Origin of the sequence: Castellaniella denitrificans (genome assembly GCF_027214045.1) — a bacterium.
In the GTDB taxonomy this organism is placed as follows: domain Bacteria; phylum Pseudomonadota; class Gammaproteobacteria; order Burkholderiales; family Burkholderiaceae_B; genus Castellaniella; species Castellaniella denitrificans_A.
Genome location: NZ_JAPWHE010000005.1, coordinates 51,756 through 67,686, shown reverse-complemented (window position 1 = coordinate 67,686; position 15,931 = coordinate 51,756). Strand labels below are relative to the sequence as shown.

13 protein-coding genes are annotated in these 15,931 nt (G+C 67.4%); 5 read left to right on the top strand and 8 right to left on the bottom strand.

Annotation, left to right across the window (positions count from 1 at the left end; translation table 11 throughout):
* Positions 1-100: 100 nt before the first annotated feature.
* From O4H32_RS08695 to gyrA, 6 genes are read right to left on the bottom strand one after another with little or no spacing between them, the layout of a single operon-like run.
* Positions 101-2,113 carry a bifunctional 3-phosphoshikimate 1-carboxyvinyltransferase/cytidylate kinase gene (locus O4H32_RS08695; protein ID WP_269358302.1) on the bottom strand — a complete coding sequence of 671 codons (2,013 nt, stop codon included), beginning with the start codon at positions 2,111-2,113 and terminating at the stop codon, positions 101-103.
* Positions 2,110-3,003 carry a prephenate dehydrogenase gene (locus tag O4H32_RS08690; RefSeq protein WP_269358300.1) on the bottom strand — a complete coding sequence of 298 codons (894 nt, stop codon included), beginning with the start codon at positions 3,001-3,003 and terminating at the stop codon, positions 2,110-2,112. Before O4H32_RS08690 ends, O4H32_RS08695 begins: the two co-directional genes overlap by 4 nt.
* Positions 3,000-4,112, bottom strand: coding sequence for a histidinol-phosphate transaminase (gene hisC, locus O4H32_RS08685; RefSeq protein ID WP_269358298.1), 1,113 nt, complete (start codon positions 4,110-4,112; stop codon positions 3,000-3,002). Before hisC ends, O4H32_RS08690 begins: the two co-directional genes overlap by 4 nt.
* Positions 4,113-4,123: 11 nt before the next feature.
* A complete protein-coding gene (gene pheA / locus O4H32_RS08680) occupies positions 4,124-5,212 on the bottom strand; it encodes a prephenate dehydratase (protein WP_269358296.1) in 1,089 nt (362 codons plus the stop codon).
* Entirely contained in the window at positions 5,202-6,335 is a 1,134-nt protein-coding gene (serC, locus tag O4H32_RS08675) for a 3-phosphoserine/phosphohydroxythreonine transaminase (RefSeq protein WP_269358294.1), read from the bottom strand. The genes pheA and serC overlap by 11 nt, the downstream gene beginning before the upstream one ends.
* A complete protein-coding gene (gene gyrA / locus O4H32_RS08670) occupies positions 6,332-9,013 on the bottom strand; it encodes a DNA gyrase subunit A (protein WP_269358292.1) in 2,682 nt (893 codons plus the stop codon). Before gyrA ends, serC begins: the two co-directional genes overlap by 4 nt.
* A 439-nt stretch (positions 9,014-9,452) precedes the next feature.
* On the opposite strand from gyrA, the gene ompA reads away from it, so the two are divergent.
* The 3 genes from ompA (at position 9,453) to O4H32_RS08655 (ending at position 11,519) form a co-directional block, all read left to right on the top strand.
* Entirely contained in the window at positions 9,453-10,022 is a 570-nt protein-coding gene (ompA, locus tag O4H32_RS08665; RefSeq protein ID WP_269358290.1) for an outer membrane protein OmpA, read from the top strand.
* Between the two features lie 103 nt (positions 10,023-10,125).
* Positions 10,126-10,833: a bifunctional 2-polyprenyl-6-hydroxyphenol methylase/3-demethylubiquinol 3-O-methyltransferase UbiG gene (gene ubiG, locus O4H32_RS08660; RefSeq protein ID WP_269358288.1), complete on the top strand. Its 708-nt coding sequence runs from the start codon at positions 10,126-10,128 to the stop codon at positions 10,831-10,833.
* Between the two features lie 5 nt (positions 10,834-10,838).
* A complete protein-coding gene (locus tag O4H32_RS08655) occupies positions 10,839-11,519 on the top strand; it encodes an HAD family hydrolase (protein WP_269358287.1) in 681 nt (226 codons plus the stop codon).
* Here the strand turns inward: O4H32_RS08655 and sstT are convergent.
* Positions 11,476-12,708 (bottom strand): serine/threonine transporter SstT, encoded by a 1,233-nt coding sequence (gene sstT, locus O4H32_RS08650; protein ID WP_269358285.1) that lies wholly within the window; start codon positions 12,706-12,708, stop codon positions 11,476-11,478. The two genes, O4H32_RS08655 and sstT, sit on opposite strands and share 44 nt — an antisense overlap.
* A gap of 212 nt (positions 12,709-12,920) precedes the next feature.
* Between sstT and O4H32_RS08645 the strand changes: the two genes are divergently transcribed.
* Positions 12,921-13,910, top strand: coding sequence for a diaminopimelate dehydrogenase (locus tag O4H32_RS08645; protein ID WP_269358283.1), 990 nt, complete (start codon positions 12,921-12,923; stop codon positions 13,908-13,910).
* A gap of 51 nt (positions 13,911-13,961) precedes the next feature.
* Here the strand turns inward: O4H32_RS08645 and O4H32_RS08640 are convergent, their stop codons facing one another.
* Positions 13,962-14,810, bottom strand: a complete 849-nt coding sequence (locus O4H32_RS08640; RefSeq protein WP_269358281.1) for an aldo/keto reductase — start codon at positions 14,808-14,810, stop codon at positions 13,962-13,964.
* Between the two features lie 80 nt (positions 14,811-14,890).
* On the opposite strand from O4H32_RS08640, the gene O4H32_RS08635 reads away from it, so the two are divergent.
* Positions 14,891-15,925: an ABC transporter substrate-binding protein gene (locus O4H32_RS08635; protein ID WP_269358279.1), complete on the top strand. Its 1,035-nt coding sequence runs from the start codon at positions 14,891-14,893 to the stop codon at positions 15,923-15,925.
* Positions 15,926-15,931: the final 6 nt, after the last annotated feature.

Here is a 15,931-nt window from a genome sequence, read left to right as displayed (position 1 = left end):
GATCCATACGCCCCGAGGGGCAATCATGACACGCCAGGCAAAACGCCCGGCGGAGTGAAAAAACATCCCGTCCGAAAGAAACGCCGGAATCGGCGCCCCGTCAGGCAGGCCCGTGTGCGGACCAGAGATCCAGCACTTGTCGCACCACGTCATCGATCCCTTGACGGGACGAATCCACGGTGACCGCATCCGCCGCCGCGACAAGCGGCGCATGCGCCCGGCCCCGGTCTCGCGCATCGCGCGCCCGCAGGTCTTGCAAAAGGTCGTCTAGATTAGCAGAAAAACCCTTGTCCTTCAACTGCTTATGGCGCCGCCGCGCCCGCACCTCGACGTCCGCGTCGAGAAAGATCTTCAGGGGGGCGTCGGGGAAGACCACGGTACCCATGTCGCGTCCGTCGGCCACCAGCCCCGGCTCCCGGCAAAAGTCCCGCTGGCGCGCCAGCAGCGCCTCGCGCACCGCCGGCCAGGCGGCCACGCGCGAGGCCAGGTTGCCGACTTCTTCCTGTCGTATCAGACCGCCGACATCCTCGCCGTTCATGAGGATGGCCTCCCCCTCGAAACGCACGTCCAGGTGGCGTGCCAGCCTGGCCGCCTGCGCCTCGTCGGCCCCGTCGCCCCCCTCGCGCAGCACCGCCAGGGCGGTCAGGCGGTAAAGCGCGCCGCTGTCCAGGGCGTGCCAACCCAGTGCCCGCGCCACACGCAGGGCGATCGTGCCCTTGCCCGAGGCCGTCGGGCCATCGATGGTAATGACCGGCGCGGGTCTCGCGCCCAGGGCCGCCCCGAGCAGGCGGCGGAAGTCCTTGAAATAGTCCGGATAGGTCTTGCTGACGCAGCCCGGGTCCAGGATGGTCACCGGCACGGGCCCGAAGGCCGCCAGCGAGAAACACATCGCCATGCGATGGTCGTCGTAGGTGCGGATTTCGGCGGCACGCCAGCCGTCGGCCGGCAGAGGATGCACGGTCAGGCTGTCGACGTCGGACTCCACGCGCGCACCCAGGCGGGCGAGTTCGGCGTGCATGGCGTCGATGCGGTCTGTTTCCTTGACACGCCAACTGGCGATGTTGCGCAGCCGGCAGGGGCCGTCGGCGTACAAGGCCAGCACGGCGGCGGTCATGGCGGCGTCGGGAATCAGGTTGAAGTCCCGGTCGAAGGCCCTGAGCCGTTCCCCCTCGGCCACCACGCGGCCCCGCACCACCAGGGCGTCGGCCTCGCGTTCTATCCGGGCACCCATGGCCTCGACCACTTCGGCGAAGGCCACATCGCCCTGGATGCTGTCGCCGCCGACGCCTTCGATGCGGACCGGACCGCCCGCGATGGCGCCCAGCCCCAGGAAGTACGAGGCGGACGAGGCGTCGCCTTCGACGCGGTAGCGGCCCGGGGCGCGGTAACGCGCGTCGGCCGGGATGGTGAAACGTTCCCAGCCCTCGCGCCGCACCCGGACGCCGAAGCGTTCCATCAGGTTCAGCGTGATCAGGATGTATGGCCTGGAGATCAGCGGACCGTCCAGTTCGATGACCACATCGCGGCCGGTACGCCGGGCGGCGATCGGCGCAGCCATCAGCAGCGCCGTCAGGAACTGGCTGGACACGGACCCGCGCACCCGGATGGGCCGGCGCACTTCCAGGCATCCCCCGCCGATACGCAACGGCGGATAGCCGTCCTGTCCCTCGTACTCGATCTCGCAGCCCAGGCCGCGCAGCGCATCGACCAGGTCGCCGATGGGCCGCTCGTGCATGCGGGGCACGCCGGACAGCCGATAGTCGCCGCCCATCATCGCCAGGACGGCCGTCAGCGGCCGGAAGGCCGTGCCGGCGTTGCCAAGAAACAGGTCGGCTCGTTTTTGCGGCCAGTCGGCGGCGCCGTCCAGGCTCACCCCGCCCGCGCCGGCCTCACGCAGATCCAGGCCCAGGGCCTGCAGAGCCGCGCGCATGACCCGCGTGTCGTCGGAATCCAGCAAACCGTCCAGTTCGGTCGTCCCTTCGGACAGCGCCGCCAGCAACAGCGCACGGTTGGAAATGCTCTTGGAGCCTGGCAGCGTCACCGTGCCGCGCGCATGCGCGGCCGGCTCCAGCCGCAGGGAGGGTTCGCGCGCGTCGGCGGCGATCGTATTCATTGCATCTGGCTCCTGCCGCCCCAGAACCGGCGGGCGAGCGCCGCCTGTTCGAGCAGGGCTTCGAGCGCGGCAGGGTCGGGATCACCTTCAAGGGTTGCCCGCAACAGCCGCAGCGCCTGGTCGAAATCGTCCAGTTCGCGCAGCACCGCCGCCCGGTTGGAAAGAAAAATGTCGCGCCAGACCTCGGCGGAACCCGCCGCGATCCGGGTGAAGTCCCGGAACCCCGTGCCGGCCAGGCTCAGACGCGTATCGGCGTCCTCGGCCCGGACGACCCCGGCCATGTAGGCGGACGCCAGGAAATGCGGCACGTGGCTGACGGCCGCCAACGCCCGGTCGTGGGCCTCGGGTGTCATCAACGACAGGCGTGCGCCGCAGGCTTCCCATATCCGGATCAGGCGATGCAGCAACAGGCCGGGGGTATCCTCGAACGGGGTCAGCACGACCTTGCGGCCGTGATACAGCATGGGGTCGGCCGCCTCGGGTCCGGTCATTTCCGATCCGGCGATGGGGTGGCCGGGGATGAACTGCGCGCAGCGTTCATCCAGAATGTCACGCGCCAAGGCGGCCACATCGGCCTTGGTGCTGCCGGCGTCCGTGACCAGGGTATCGGGCCGCAACCGGGGCGCCAGCTCACGGAGCATCGGTGCCATGGCGCCCACCGGCGTGGCGAGGAAAATCAGGTCGGCCTCGGCCGCCGCTTGATCAAGACCGGCAACCTCGTCGATCAGCCCCAGTTCGCGCGCGCGTTGCAGCGAGACCGGATTGCGGCCGACCCCCAGTACCCGGCCCACCTGCCCCACCCGGCGCAGGGCCGCCGCGAACGAACCGCCGATCAGCCCCGTGCCAACAACGGCCAGAACGCGGACCAATGGAGAGCCAGGCTCGCTCATCCTTGCAGCACGGCCTTCAGGGCGTCGAGGAAGCGGGCGTTTTCCTCGGGCAGGCCGATGCTGACCCGGAGGTGTTCCGGCAAGCCGTCGCCGGCCACCGGCCGCACGATGACGCCCCGGCGCAGGAGTTCGCCGTTCACGCGCGCGGCGTCGCCCACACGCACCAGCACGAAATTCGTGTGACTGGGCACGAAATCCAGGCCCAGGGCGGCGAAACCGTCCTGCAATTGCACCCGGCCGGCCCGGTTCAGGGCATAGGTCCGGGCCAGGAAGTCGGTGTCGTCCAGAGCGACACGCGCGGCGATCTGGGCCAGGACGTTGACGTTGAAGGGCTGGCGCACCCGGTTGAGCAAGTCCGTGAGCGCCGGCTGCGCCAACGCATACCCGACCCGCAGCCCGGCCAGGCCATAGGCCTTGGAAAAAGTGCGAGTGACGATCAGATTGGGGAATTCGCGCACCCATTGCGTGCTGTCCGCGCGCTCTTCGGGGTCCAGATATTCGTCGTAGGCCTCGTCGAGCAGTACGGCGACGCGGTCCCCGTGCCGGGCCCGGACGGATTCCAGAAAGGCTCGCACGCGAGGGCCCGACAGATGAGTGCCGGTGGGATTGTTCGGATTGGCGATGAACACCAGACGCGTATCGTCGGCGATCGCCGCCAGCATGGCGTCCAGATCGTGACCGTAATCGCGCGCCGGCACCATCAGGTGGCGGGCACCCCGGGCCTGGGTGCTGAGGCGGTAGACCACGAAAGCGTGCTGCGCGTAAACGGCCGACGTCCCTTCGTCCAGCAGGGCCAGGGAAGCGAGTTCCAGCAAGTCGTTGGACCCGTTGCCCAGCGTGATCCAGTTCGCCTGCACTCCGTGACGCGCCGCCAGCACCTCCTTCAGGTCGAAGCCATTGGCGTCCGGGTAACGGCCGTGCAGCGCGCCGGCGGCCTCGGCGAGCGCGGCGCGCACGCGATCGGAGCAGCCCAGCGGGTTCTCATTGGAAGCCAGCTTGATGATGCCCTCGGGATCCAGCCCGTATTCACGGGCGAGTTCCTCGATCGGCTTGCCGGCCTGGTAGGGGGCGATGGCCCGGATGTGGGCGGGCGCCGGGATGTCTGTCATGGAAACGGACCTCATTGCCGGGGATAGGAGCCCAGCACCTTGAAGAAGGCGACCTGCTGACGCAGTTCGGCCAGGGCCTGGGCGACGGGTTCATCGTCCCGGTGGCCCAGCAGATCGACGTAGAAATAGTATTCCCATTGCCCGGTGCGGGCGGGCCGCGACTCGAGGCGCGTCATGGACACGCCGTGCCGGGACAGCGGCGCCAGCATGTCGTAGACCGCGCCGGCGCGATTCGGCACCGCCAGCACCAGGCTGGTCTTGTCGCGGCCGGTGGGACCGGCGTCGCGCGGCCCGACGGCCACAAAGCGCGTCTGGTTCTGCGGATCGTCCTGGATTCCGCTGGCCACGGCGCTCAGCCCCCAGGCGGCGGCGGCGGCGTCGCCGGCGATCGCCGCACAGGCGGGGTCTTCCGAGGCCATGCGCGCCGCCTGGGCGTTGCTGGCCACCGGCAGGCGTTCCAGCCCGGGATGATTGCGGCTGAGCCAGGCCTGGCACTGCGCCAGGGCCTGAGGATGGCCCAGCACCCGGGTGACGCCTTCCAGCCCGCCGGTCAACGTGAGCAGATTATGGTGGATGCGGATGGTGCGCTCGCCCAGAACCTTCAGCGAGGAATTCAGCAGCAGGTCCAGGCTGCGGTTGACCGCGCCCTCGGTGGAGTTTTCCACCGGAACCATGCCGACGTCCGCCTGGCCGGCCTCGACGGCGCGGAAGACTTCGTCGAATGATTCACAGCGCAGGCCGTTGATGGCATGGCCGAAATGCTCGTAGGCCGCCTGCTCGGAGAACGAGCCCTGCGGCCCCAGGAAAGCGGCGGTCAACACACTTTCCAGCCCGCGACAGGTGGAGATGATCTGGCGCCAGATGGCGCCGACGGCCTCTTCGGGGATCGGCCCGGGATTGTCCGACTGCAGCCGCCGGATGATCAGGGCTTCGCGCTCGGGCTTGAGGATCGGACCGGCGGCGTCGAAGGCCTTCTTGATCTCGCCGACCTCCAGGGCCGCCTGTGCGCGCTGGTTGAGCAAGTCCAGGATGCGCGTATCCAGCGCATCGATGCGTTCGCGCAGGGGCTCCAGCCGCGCCTGGAGGGTATCATCCGCCATGGCGGGCCTCGAAATCCTTGAGGAAATCGATCAGGGCCTGCACGCCTTCCATGGGCATGGCGTTGTACAGCGACGCCCGCATGCCGCCCACGGCCTTGTGGCCCTTCAGCGCCAGCAGCCCGGCGGCCTCGGACTCGGCCAGGAAAGCGGCGTTCAGCGACTCGTCGCGCAGGAAGAACGGAATGTTCATGCGTGAACGGCACGCCGGAGCGATGCGATTTTCGTACAGGGACGAACCATCGAGATAATCGTACAGGGCGCGCGACTTGCGTTCGCTGGCGGCGTCCATCTCCGCCACCCCGCCCTGGCGCAGCAGCCACTTGAAGACCAGCCCCGCCACATAGATCGCATAGGTGGGCGGCGTATTGAACATGGATTGGGCGCCGGCCACGTTGGCGTAGTCGAACACCGACGGGCAATAGGGCAACGCATGGCCGATCAGATCCTTGCGGACGAACGTCAGCGTCACCCCCGCCGGCCCGGCGTTCTTCTGTGCGCCGGCGTAGACCATGCCGACACGTGAAAAATCGATGGGACGCGACAGAATGTTGGACGACATGTCGGCCACCAGCGGCACATCGGGCGCTCCCAGGGCGGCCATATCGGGCATGTCGGCCTGCTCGACCCCACCGATGGTCTCGTTGGCGCACAGGTGCAGGTAAGCCGCGTCGCGGCGGACCCGCCATTCGGTATGGTCGGGCAGCCAGCACCAGGGGCCGTAGGAACGGCCATCGATCACGCCATCGGATTCGGCCGTGGCGGCGACGGAGATGTCGCCGTAACGCGCGGCCTCGTTGAAGGACTTGCGCGCCCAGTGGCCGCTCAGCACATAGTCCGCCCGGCCCAGGCCGGCGCGGCCGATCAGGTTCAGCGGCACGATGGCGTTCTGGGCCGAGGCGCCACCCTGCATGAAGAGCACCTCGAAGTCGTCCGGCACAGACAACAGGGTGCGCAGATCGGCCTCGGCCTCGTCGCGGATGCGGCTGTAGTGCTTGCCGCGATGACTCATTTCCATGACGGAGGTGCCGCTGCCGCCCCAGTCGCACATTTCGGCGGCGGCCTGCCGCAGGACTTCGAGGGGAAGGGTGGATGGACCCGCGGCGAAATTCCAGGGACGGTTCATGCTTGATCCTCGTCTGTGGACGAACCGGCCGGGTCATCGGATGCCGGAGCGGATCCGCCGTCCGGCGATTCAACGGCGGCGCCGGCCGCCTCTTCTTCCGTTTCGTCGGCATCGCTTTCGACCACGCGGCGCACACCGGACAACAGACTGTCCTCGTCCACGTTGATGAGTGTGACCCCCTGGGTGGCGCGTCCCATCTCGCGGATCTCGGAGACCCGCGTGCGCACCAGCACGCCGCCGGTGGTGATGAGCATGATCTCGTCCTCGGGCTGCACCAGCACGGCGCTGACGACCTTGCCGTTGCGCGCCGAGGTCTGAATGGCGATCATGCCCTTGGTGCCGCGCCCATGACGCGTGTATTCGACGATGGGCGTGCGCTTGCCGTACCCGTTTTCGGTGGCCGTCAACACGCTCTGGGTCTCGTCTTCCGCCACCAGCAGGGCGATCACGGCCTGGCCGTCCTCGAGCGACATGCCGCGCACGCCGCGCGCCGTGCGCCCCATCGGACGCACGTCGTTCTCGTCGAAACGCACGGCCTTGCCGGCGTCGGAGAACAGCATCACATCGTGCTGGCCGTCGGTCAGTTCGGCGCCGATCAGGAAATCGCCCTCGTCCAGGCCGACGGCGATGATGCCGGCCTTTCGGGGATTGGAGAAATCCGACAGCGGAGTCTTCTTGACCGTCCCGCGCGAGGTGGCCATGAAGACGAAGTGATCGTCACTGAAGGCCTTGACCGACAGCACCACCGTGATGGTCTCGCCGTCGACCAGCGGGAACATGTTGACGATGGGCCGGCCGCGCGAATTGCGCGAACCCTGGGGCACTTCCCAGACCTTGAGCCAGTAGACGCGCCCCCGGTCGGAGAAACACAACAGGTAGTCGTGCGTATTGGCGATGAAGAGCTGGTCTATCCAGTCGTCTTCCTTGGTGGCGGTGGCCTGTTTGCCGCGGCCGCCGCGCTTTTGCGACCTGTATTCAGACAACGGCTGGCTCTTGATGTAACCGCTGCGCGACAAGGTCACCACCATGTCCATGGGGGTGATGAGGTCTTCCGTTTCCAGTTCCGTGGCGTTGTATTCGATTTCCGAACGGCGCCGGTCGTTGTTGGCGTTGGAGAATTCCACGCGGATCGCCTGCAGCTCGTCGCCGATGATCGCGGTGACCCGTTCCGGACGCGCCAGAATGTCCAGCAGGTCGGCGATGGTGTCCATGATCTCGCGGTATTCGCCGACGATCTTGTCCTGCTCCAGCCCGGTCAGGCGCTGCAGGCGCATGTTCAGGATTTCCTGGGCCTGGACTTCCGACAGGCGGTACTGGCCGTCGGCCTGCAGGCCGAAATGCGCATCCAGCCCTTCCGGACGATAGGCCGCGCGCCCGCCCGAAGCGATGTTGGCGTCGGCGCGTTCGAGCATTTCGCGCACCAGGGAGGAATCCCAGCTGCGGTCCATCAGGGCCTGGCGCGCCACCGGCGGGGTGGGTGCGGCCTTGATGATGGCGATGAAATCGTCGATGTTGGCCAGGGCCACCGCCAGGCCTTCCAGCACGTGGCCGCGCTCTCGGGCCTTGCGCAGTTGGAAGATGGTGCGCCGTGTGACGACTTCGCGACGGTGCTGGAGGAAATACTGCACCATCTGTTTCAGGTTCAGCAGGCGTGGCTGGCCGTCGACCAGGGCCACCATGTTCATGCCGAAGGTTTCCTGCAGCTGGGTATTCTTGTAGAGGTTGTTCAGGACGACCTCGGGCACCTCGCCGCGCTTGAGTTCGATGACCAGGCGCATGCCGTCCTTGTCCGATTCGTCGCGGATGTCGGAAATGCCCTCGATCTTCTTTTCGTTGACCAGTTCGGCGATGCGTTCCTGCAGGGATTTCTTGTTCACCTGATAGGGAATGGCATCGACGACGATGGCCTGGCGGTTGCCGCGCTCCATGTCCTCGAAGTGGACCTTGGCGCGCATGACCACCCGCCCGCGCCCGGTGCGGTAGCCTTCGCGCACGCCGGCCATGCCGTAGATGATGCCGCCGGTGGGAAAGTCCGGCGCGGGGATGCGTTCGATGAGTTCGTCGATGGTGCAATCGGGATTGCGCAGGCAGTACAGGCAGCCCTCGACGACCTCGGACAGGTTGTGCGGGGGAATGTTGGTCGCCATGCCCACCGCGATCCCGGCGCTGCCGTTGACCAGCAGGTTCGGCAGACGCGACGGCAGCAACAGGGGCTCCTGTTCGCTGCCATCGTAATTGGGGCCGAAATCCACGGTTTCCTGGTCGATGTCGGCCAGCAATTCGTGGGCGATTTTCGACAGTCGGACTTCGGTGTAACGCATGGCCGCCGCGTTGTCGCCATCGATCGAGCCGAAGTTGCCCTGGCCATCGACCAGCATGTAGCGCAGCGAAAAGTCCTGGGCCATGCGCACGATGGTGTCGTACACCGCGGAATCGCCGTGAGGGTGGTATTTACCGATCACGTCCCCGACGATACGCGCCGACTTCTTGTAGGCGCGGTTCCAGTCGTTGTTCAGCTCGTGCATGGCGAACAGTACGCGCCGGTGCACGGGCTTGAGCCCATCGCGCACGTCCGGCAGGGCGCGTCCCACGATCACGCTCATTGCGTAATCCAGGTAGCTGCGCCGCATTTCGTCTTCGAGCGAAATGGGCAGGGTCTCTTTGGCGAAAGAATCCATGGCGTATCCGAAAAACCTTTCAGGCTTGAATGACTGGACCGGACGGCGCCCGGCACGACGGATGACCCGTTGATCCGGCACCCTGGCCAATCGGTGATTCTATCATTCGCCCAGGCGCTCCTATGCGCCCGGGCGCACCTGGACGGCGGGCCTCTCCAACCTCGGCGGTTCCCGGGGCACACCCCCGCCCCGGCGCGGATGTTGCAAAAAGCCTACACCCGGACGCATCCATCCGCGTAAATACGCCCTAGAGAGCGCACGAAGGGATTTGTGCTTAACCCGACGGGGGAAATGCCTTAAGATTTCGCCTAACACGCATGAAACCCAGCGCAACTCTGAGCATTCCAACTCGACATTGCTATACTGGAAGCGTTCTTTCGATATGCGGCGGGGGTTCGCTGCGGTCACTTTCAAGCATCATGCTCAAACGAGGAGAAACATGAATAAACCCTCCAAAATCGCTATTGGACTCGCCATCGCTGCCATGACCGCCGTCGGCACCGCTTCGGCCTCCGACAACTGGACCAACGTGGACGGCCACGTCTGGAAGGACGCGAGCGGCCAGAACTGCTGGCGTGATGCCTTCTGGACGCCGGCCACTGCCGCCGAAGGCTGCGGCAAGCCCGTCGCCGAAGCCCCCGTCGTCGCCCCGACCGCCAGCAAGGTCGTCCTGAACGCCGACACGTTCTTCGACTTCGACAAGGCCACCCTGAAGCCCGAAGGCAAGCAGGTGCTGGATCAAGTCGCCCAGCAAGCCGGCTCGGTCAATCTGGAAACGGTCATCGCCACCGGTCACACCGACTCCATCGGCACCGAAGCCTACAACCAGAAGCTGTCCGAGCGTCGCGCCAACACGGTCAAGCAATACCTGATCAGCAAGGGCGTGCCGGCCGACCGCATCTACGCCGAAGGCAAGGGCGAACTGCAACCTGTCGCGTCCAACAAGACCCGCCAGGGCCGCGCTCAGAACCGCCGCGTGGAAATCGAAATCGTCGGTACCCGCAAGTAATTCCGCTGGCCGCACGAGGCCGCCGCGCACATCGCTCGGCGGCTACAATAGGGCTCCGTTCAACGGAGCCCTATTCATTTCTGGATCCCCTGGAGCCCGCCCCATGCACGCAGCCAACGCCGACCCGGCGGAACTCGACAAATTCAGCGCCTTCGCCTCCAGTTGGTGGGATCCCCAAGGCGAACTGAAGACCCTGCACGACATCAATCCCCTGCGCCTGGACTGGATCCGTGCCCAGGCCGGCTCGCTGGACGGCCTGCGGGCGCTGGATGTCGGCTGCGGTGGCGGCCTGCTGGCCGAAGCCATGGCGACCGAAGGCGCCCAGGTCACGGGCATCGATCTGGCCAAGGAGTCCCTGAAGATCGCACGTCTGCACGGCCACGAGTCGGGTGTCCAGGTCCAGTACGAATGCGTCAGCGCGGAGGACTACGCGCAACATCAGGCCGGCCGGTTCGACCTGGTCACCTGCATGGAGCTGCTGGAGCACGTGCCCGACCCGGCTTCGGTCGTCGGCGCCTGCGCCCGGCTGGTCCGCCCGGGCGGCCTGGTCTGTTTCTCCACGCTGAACCGCAATCCGAAATCTTTCCTGCTGGCCATCGTGGCGGCGGAATACGTCATGCGCATGCTGCCGCGCGGCACGCACAGCTACGAACATTTCATCACGCCCAGCGAACTGGCCGCCGCCGCGCGCGGGGCGGGGCTGGAGGTCGTCGGACTGTCCGGCATGGGCTACCAGCCGCTGACCCGGCGCTACAGCCTGACGCAAGACACCAGCGTCAACTACCTGATGGCCGCGCGCCGCCCGGAATGACCACGATGCGCCGCCTCGTCCTGTTCGATTTCGACGGCACCCTGGCCGACACGGCGCCCGATCTGGCCGCCGCCGCCAACCGCCAGCGCCACTATCGGGGCCTGCCCCCCCTGCCCTACGAAGCCCTGCGTCCGCATGCCTCGCACGGCGCGCGCGGTCTGCTGAAGGCCGCCCTGGATCTCGACGCCCGGTCCGGGGAATACGAAGCCGTGCGCCAACAATTTCTGCGCGATTACGCCGAAGCCATGCTGGTGCGCACCCGGCTGTTCCCGGGCATTCCGGAACTGCTGGATCTGCTGGGCGGCCAGGCCTACGGCTGGGGCATCGTGACCAACAAGGTCGAATCGCTGGCCTTGCCCATCGTGCGCCACCTGGGCCTGCAGGAACGTTGTCTGGTGACGGTGGGCGGTGACACCACGCCCCACACCAAGCCGCATCCGGAGCCGCTGCTGCACGCCGCCCGCCAGGCCGGCGTCGCACCCGAACGCTGCATCTACATCGGCGACGACGAACGCGACATCGTGGCCGGCCAGTCGGCCGGCATGGCGACCGTGGCCGCCGCTTACGGCTATTGCTCGCTGGACGACCCGGCCCGCTGGGGCGCCGACGCCATCGCCGACTCTCCGGAAGCCCTCTGGCCCCTCATCGAGCGCTGGACCGAGGGAGGCCTGCCCCCGCGGCCGTGAACACCACGTCGGTCGAGGAATTCAACGCCGTCTCGGCGGAATCCTGCAGCACGCCGATGATGAAGCCCACCCCGACGACCTGCATCGCCAGGTCGTTGGAAATGCCGAACAGGCTGCAGGCCACCGGGATCAGCAACAACGACCCGCCGGCCACGCCGGACGCCCCGCAGGCGCAGACCGCCGCCACGAGGCTCAGCAGCAGCGCCGTGGGCAAGTCCACGGCGATTCCCAGGGTGTTGACCGCCGCCAGCGTCAGCACCGTGATGGTGACAGCGGCACCGGCCATGTTGATGGTGGCGCCCAGGGGAATGGATACGGAATAAGTGTCCTCATCCAGGCCCAGCTTGCGGCACAGGGCCATGTTGACCGGGATGTTGGCCGCCGAGCTGCGCGTGAAGAAAGCCGTCACGCCGGATTCGCGCAGACAGGTGAAGACCAGCGGATAGGGATTGATCCGCAGCCGCAGGAACACGATCAGCGGGTTGACCACCAATGCCACGAACAGCATGCAGCCCAGCAGCACCGTCAGCAGGCGGGCGTAGTCAAGCAGCGCGCTGAATCCGGTCGCGGCGATGGTCGAGGCGACCAGCCCGAAGATCCCGATCGGGGCCGTGCGGATGACGACCCTGACGATATGCGACAACCCCACCGACAGGTCCGCCATGACATGCCTGGTGGATGCGTTGGCGTGACGCAGCGCGATCCCAAGACCGATGGCCCAGGCCAGGATGCCGATGTAGTTGGCATCGGCCAGCGCGCGCACGGGGTTGTCCACCACGCTCAGCAGCAGATTGCGCAGGACTTCGGTCACGTCGCCGGGCGGGTTGATCGCGACCTCGCCCAGTTGCAGGCGGATGGTCAGAGGAAACATGAAGCTGGCCACCACCGCAACCACCGCTGCCGCGAAGGTACCGGCCAGATACAGGACCAGGATCGGTCCCAGCCGCGCCTGGGCGCCCCGCTGATGATTGGCGATCGAGGCGGCCACCAGCACGAAGACCAGAATCGGGGCGATGGATTTCAGCGCCGTGACGAACAGGCCGCCCAGCAGACCGACTGCCCGGGCCGCGTCAGGAGAAGCGAGCGCCAGGACGACGCCGGCGACGAGACCGATCAGGATCCGCGTCACCAGGTTGCCGCCGCCGACGAACTGGAGCAGGGGGTTGGGTTTCAGGACGTTGGACGTCATCGGGATACTCCGCAAGGATTTTCCGGGGCTCGCGCCCGGCGGGGGAATGCCTGAACCGTCAGGGGCCCTCTGAAAATGGGCGCCATTCTAGCACCGCGACATCGCCGCCCCGGTGAGCCGATACAATCAAACCTTGTCGCACGACAAGACCCGCCGCGTTCGCCGCCAGAGCCCGGTCTGGCGGTCATCTTCACGCTACCCGAAGGAATTCCATGGCTTCAGACACGATCCGCGTCGGCATCGCCGGTTACGGCAACCTTGGGCGCGGCGCCCTGGCGGCCCTGGCCCGCTGCCCCGACATGCGCCTGGCGGGCGTCTTCACGCGCCGTGATCCCACCTCGCTGCGCCTGCCCGACCCTGCGACGCCGGTCCTGCCCCTGGACGAGGCCGCAGCGCACCGCGACGACATCGACGTCATGATCCTGTGCGGCGGATCCAAGGACGACCTGCCCGACCAGGGCCCCGAGCTGGCCCGATCGTTCACGACGGTGGACAGCTACGACACCCACGCCCGGATTCCCCGGTACTTCGAGGCCATCGACGCCGCCGCCCGCGCGCATGGCAACCTGTCCATCATCGCGGTCGGCTGGGACCCGGGCCTGTTCTCCATCAACCGCCTGATGGGCGAGGCCATTCTGCCGGCCGGCGCCACCCACACTTTCTGGGGCAAGGGCCTTAGCCAGGGGCATTCCGACGCCATCCGGCGCGTGCCAGGCGTGCGGGCCGGGGTGCAGTACACCATCCCCGTCCCGGAAGCGGTCGCGCGCGTGCGCGCAGGAGAACAGCCGTCGCTCTCGCCCCGCGAAAAGCACCGGCGCGAATGCCTCGTGGTGCTGGAACCGGGTGCAGACGCGCGGGCTGTCGAGCAGGCCATCGTCGCCATGCCGGACTACTTCGCGGACTACGACACCACGGTGCGCTTCATCGACGAGGCCACCCTGGCCCGGGAACACGCCGGCATGCCGCATGGCGGCTTCGTCATCCGCAGCGGCCAGACAGCCAGCGCCGAGCGCCAGACGATGGAATTTTCCCTGAAGCTCGACAGCAACCCGGCGTTCACGTCCAGCGTGCTGGTGGCCTACGCGCGCGCCGCCTGGCGGATGAAGGCCGCCGGGGAAACCGGCGCCCGCACCGTCTTCGACGTGGCGCCCGGCCTGCTGTCGCCCCGGTCCCCCGAGGCCCTGCGCCAGGCGCTGCTGTAAGGCGGCCGGGACACCGCCCTTCCCGGCCCGCCCGCTCGCCCGGGGATCACCTCAGATCATCGGCAGAAAAGCGGGACGCGGTCCCCTGGGAAAGGCGGCGTCCAGCCGCGCGATCTCGGCCGGTGCAAGCCGCAGGGTGCCCGCCGCGGCATTGTCTCGCACATGCGCCTCGTCCGCTGCCTTGGGGATCGCGAACAGTCCATCCTCCCGGGTCAGGAAGGCCAGCGCCACCTGACGCGCCGTCGCCCCGCGCGCCCGTGCGATTCCGGCCAGTTCGCGGCCGCCCGCAGAGTCCTCTTCCGGAAACGTATCGTGTCCGAAAGGGCTGTAGGCCACCACGGCCACATCGTGGTCGCGGCACCAGGGAATGACGGTGTGTTCGACGGCCCGTTCCTCTAAATGATAGAGCACCTGATTGCAGGCCAGCTTGCCGGCCCCCAGGATGGCCCAGGCCTCTTCCAGGTCGTCCACATCGAAGTTGCTGACTCCGTAGGCGCGGATCTTGCCGGCGGCCTTCAGATCCTCGAAGGCACGGAAGGTCTCCTCCAACGGGACGTCGCCACGCCAATGCAACAGATAGGCGTCCAGGCGGTCCGTGCCCAGGGCCTTCAGGGAACGTTCGCAGGCCTGGACGGCGGCCCGCCGGCCCGCATTCGAGGGCAGCACCTTGGACACCAGGAACACCTCGTCGCGGCGGCCCCGGACCGCCTCGCCAACCAGCGACTCCGCAGCCCCCGAGCCGTACATCTCGGCCGTGTCGATATGCGTCATGCCCAGGTCCAGGCCGCGCCGCAAGGCGGCGACCGCCGCGGCCCGGTCGGCCGCCCGATCCAGATACCAGCTGCCCTGGCCCAGGACCGCCACCCGGCGCCCCGTCGCGCCGAACATCCGCCTTTCCATGTCATCTCCTGAGTTCCGGCCTGCTTGCCTCTGGCCGTTGCGCACACTACCATGCCAAAAACATCATTCAGGAGTCAATCATGAAGCCGCCTTCCTTCGAACGCAGAGACTTCCTGAAACTGGCGGGCGCCGCCGCGCTGCCCGGCCTGCCCGCCTGGGCGCGGGCCGCCGACGACACGGCGGCCGCCCTCGCCGCCGCCCGAGCCGAAGGCAAGGCCACGTTCTTCGCCAACATCACGGCCGTGCAGCCCATCATGGCCGCCTTTCACGAGGCGACCGGCATCCAGGGCGAATACACGCGGATCTCCAGCTCCAAGTTCATCCCCACCCTGCTGACCGAGGCCGCCGCCGGAAAACTGACGGCGGACGTGGTGCAGGCTCCCCTGCCCATGCTGGAGCTCCTGAAAGAACAAGGCATCCTGGCGCCCTACCGGTCTCCAGCCGCGCAGGGCTACCCGGACTGGGCCACCCGGGACGGGCACATCACGCTGTTCGGGGTGGAATACGTCTCCTACCTGTACAACACCCGCCACGTCCGGGCCGCCGACGCCCCCAGGACCTACCAGGACCTGGGCGACCCGAAATGGCGCGATCAGATTGTCATGGCCAACCCCTCCAACCATGCATCGACGATCTCCTGGCTGGTCGGACTGAAGGAACAGGTGTTCGCCTCCGAGGACGAATGGATGCGGTTCGTCAAGGCGCTGGCGGCCAACAAGCCCATGTTCGTCGCCTCGTTCGGCCCTACCCCGGCGCCCATCGAAAGCGGTGAAAAGCGCATCGCCATCTCCATGCCCAAGTACATCGTCACCAAAGCGCCCGCGCCGCTGGCCTGGGGCCCTCTGTCCGGTCCGCTGCTGGGCTCGCCCCGCGCCATCGCCGTGACGGCCCAGGCGCCCCGCCCGGCCGCCGCGCGCGCGTTCGTGGACTATTGGCTGGGTCATGAGGCCATGTCGCTGCTTGCCAAGGACGTGGGCGAATACGTGCTGGCCCCGGGCGTGCACCCCCCGATCCCGGGTATCGACCGCGTCCGGGTCAAACCCGTGCGCGACCTTTCCGACCAGGAGCTGCAGCGCTGGGGGCGCGAGTTCGGCAAGCTGTTCGGCGCCCGCTGACCTCGG

Coding starts and splice junctions, on each gene's coding strand:
- hisC (WP_269358298.1), bottom strand. CDS start 4,112: ATGACAGACATCCCGGCGCCCGCCCACATCCGGGCCATCGCCCCCTAC.
- ubiG (WP_269358288.1), top strand. CDS start 10,126: ATGCACGCAGCCAACGCCGACCCGGCGGAACTCGACAAATTCAGCGCC.
- serC (WP_269358294.1), bottom strand. CDS start 6,335: ATGAACCGTCCCTGGAATTTCGCCGCGGGTCCATCCACCCTTCCCCTC.
- ompA (WP_269358290.1), top strand. CDS start 9,453: ATGAATAAACCCTCCAAAATCGCTATTGGACTCGCCATCGCTGCCATG.
- sstT (WP_269358285.1), bottom strand. CDS start 12,708: ATGACGTCCAACGTCCTGAAACCCAACCCCCTGCTCCAGTTCGTCGGC.
- O4H32_RS08695 (WP_269358302.1), bottom strand. CDS start 2,113: ATGAATACGATCGCCGCCGACGCGCGCGAACCCTCCCTGCGGCTGGAG.
- O4H32_RS08655 (WP_269358287.1), top strand. CDS start 10,839: ATGCGCCGCCTCGTCCTGTTCGATTTCGACGGCACCCTGGCCGACACG.
- gyrA (WP_269358292.1), bottom strand. CDS start 9,013: ATGGATTCTTTCGCCAAAGAGACCCTGCCCATTTCGCTCGAAGACGAA.
- O4H32_RS08645 (WP_269358283.1), top strand. CDS start 12,921: ATGGCTTCAGACACGATCCGCGTCGGCATCGCCGGTTACGGCAACCTT.
- O4H32_RS08690 (WP_269358300.1), bottom strand. CDS start 3,003: ATGAGCGAGCCTGGCTCTCCATTGGTCCGCGTTCTGGCCGTTGTTGGC.
- pheA (WP_269358296.1), bottom strand. CDS start 5,212: ATGGCGGATGATACCCTCCAGGCGCGGCTGGAGCCCCTGCGCGAACGC.
- O4H32_RS08635 (WP_269358279.1), top strand. CDS start 14,891: ATGAAGCCGCCTTCCTTCGAACGCAGAGACTTCCTGAAACTGGCGGGC.
- O4H32_RS08640 (WP_269358281.1), bottom strand. CDS start 14,810: ATGGAAAGGCGGATGTTCGGCGCGACGGGGCGCCGGGTGGCGGTCCTG.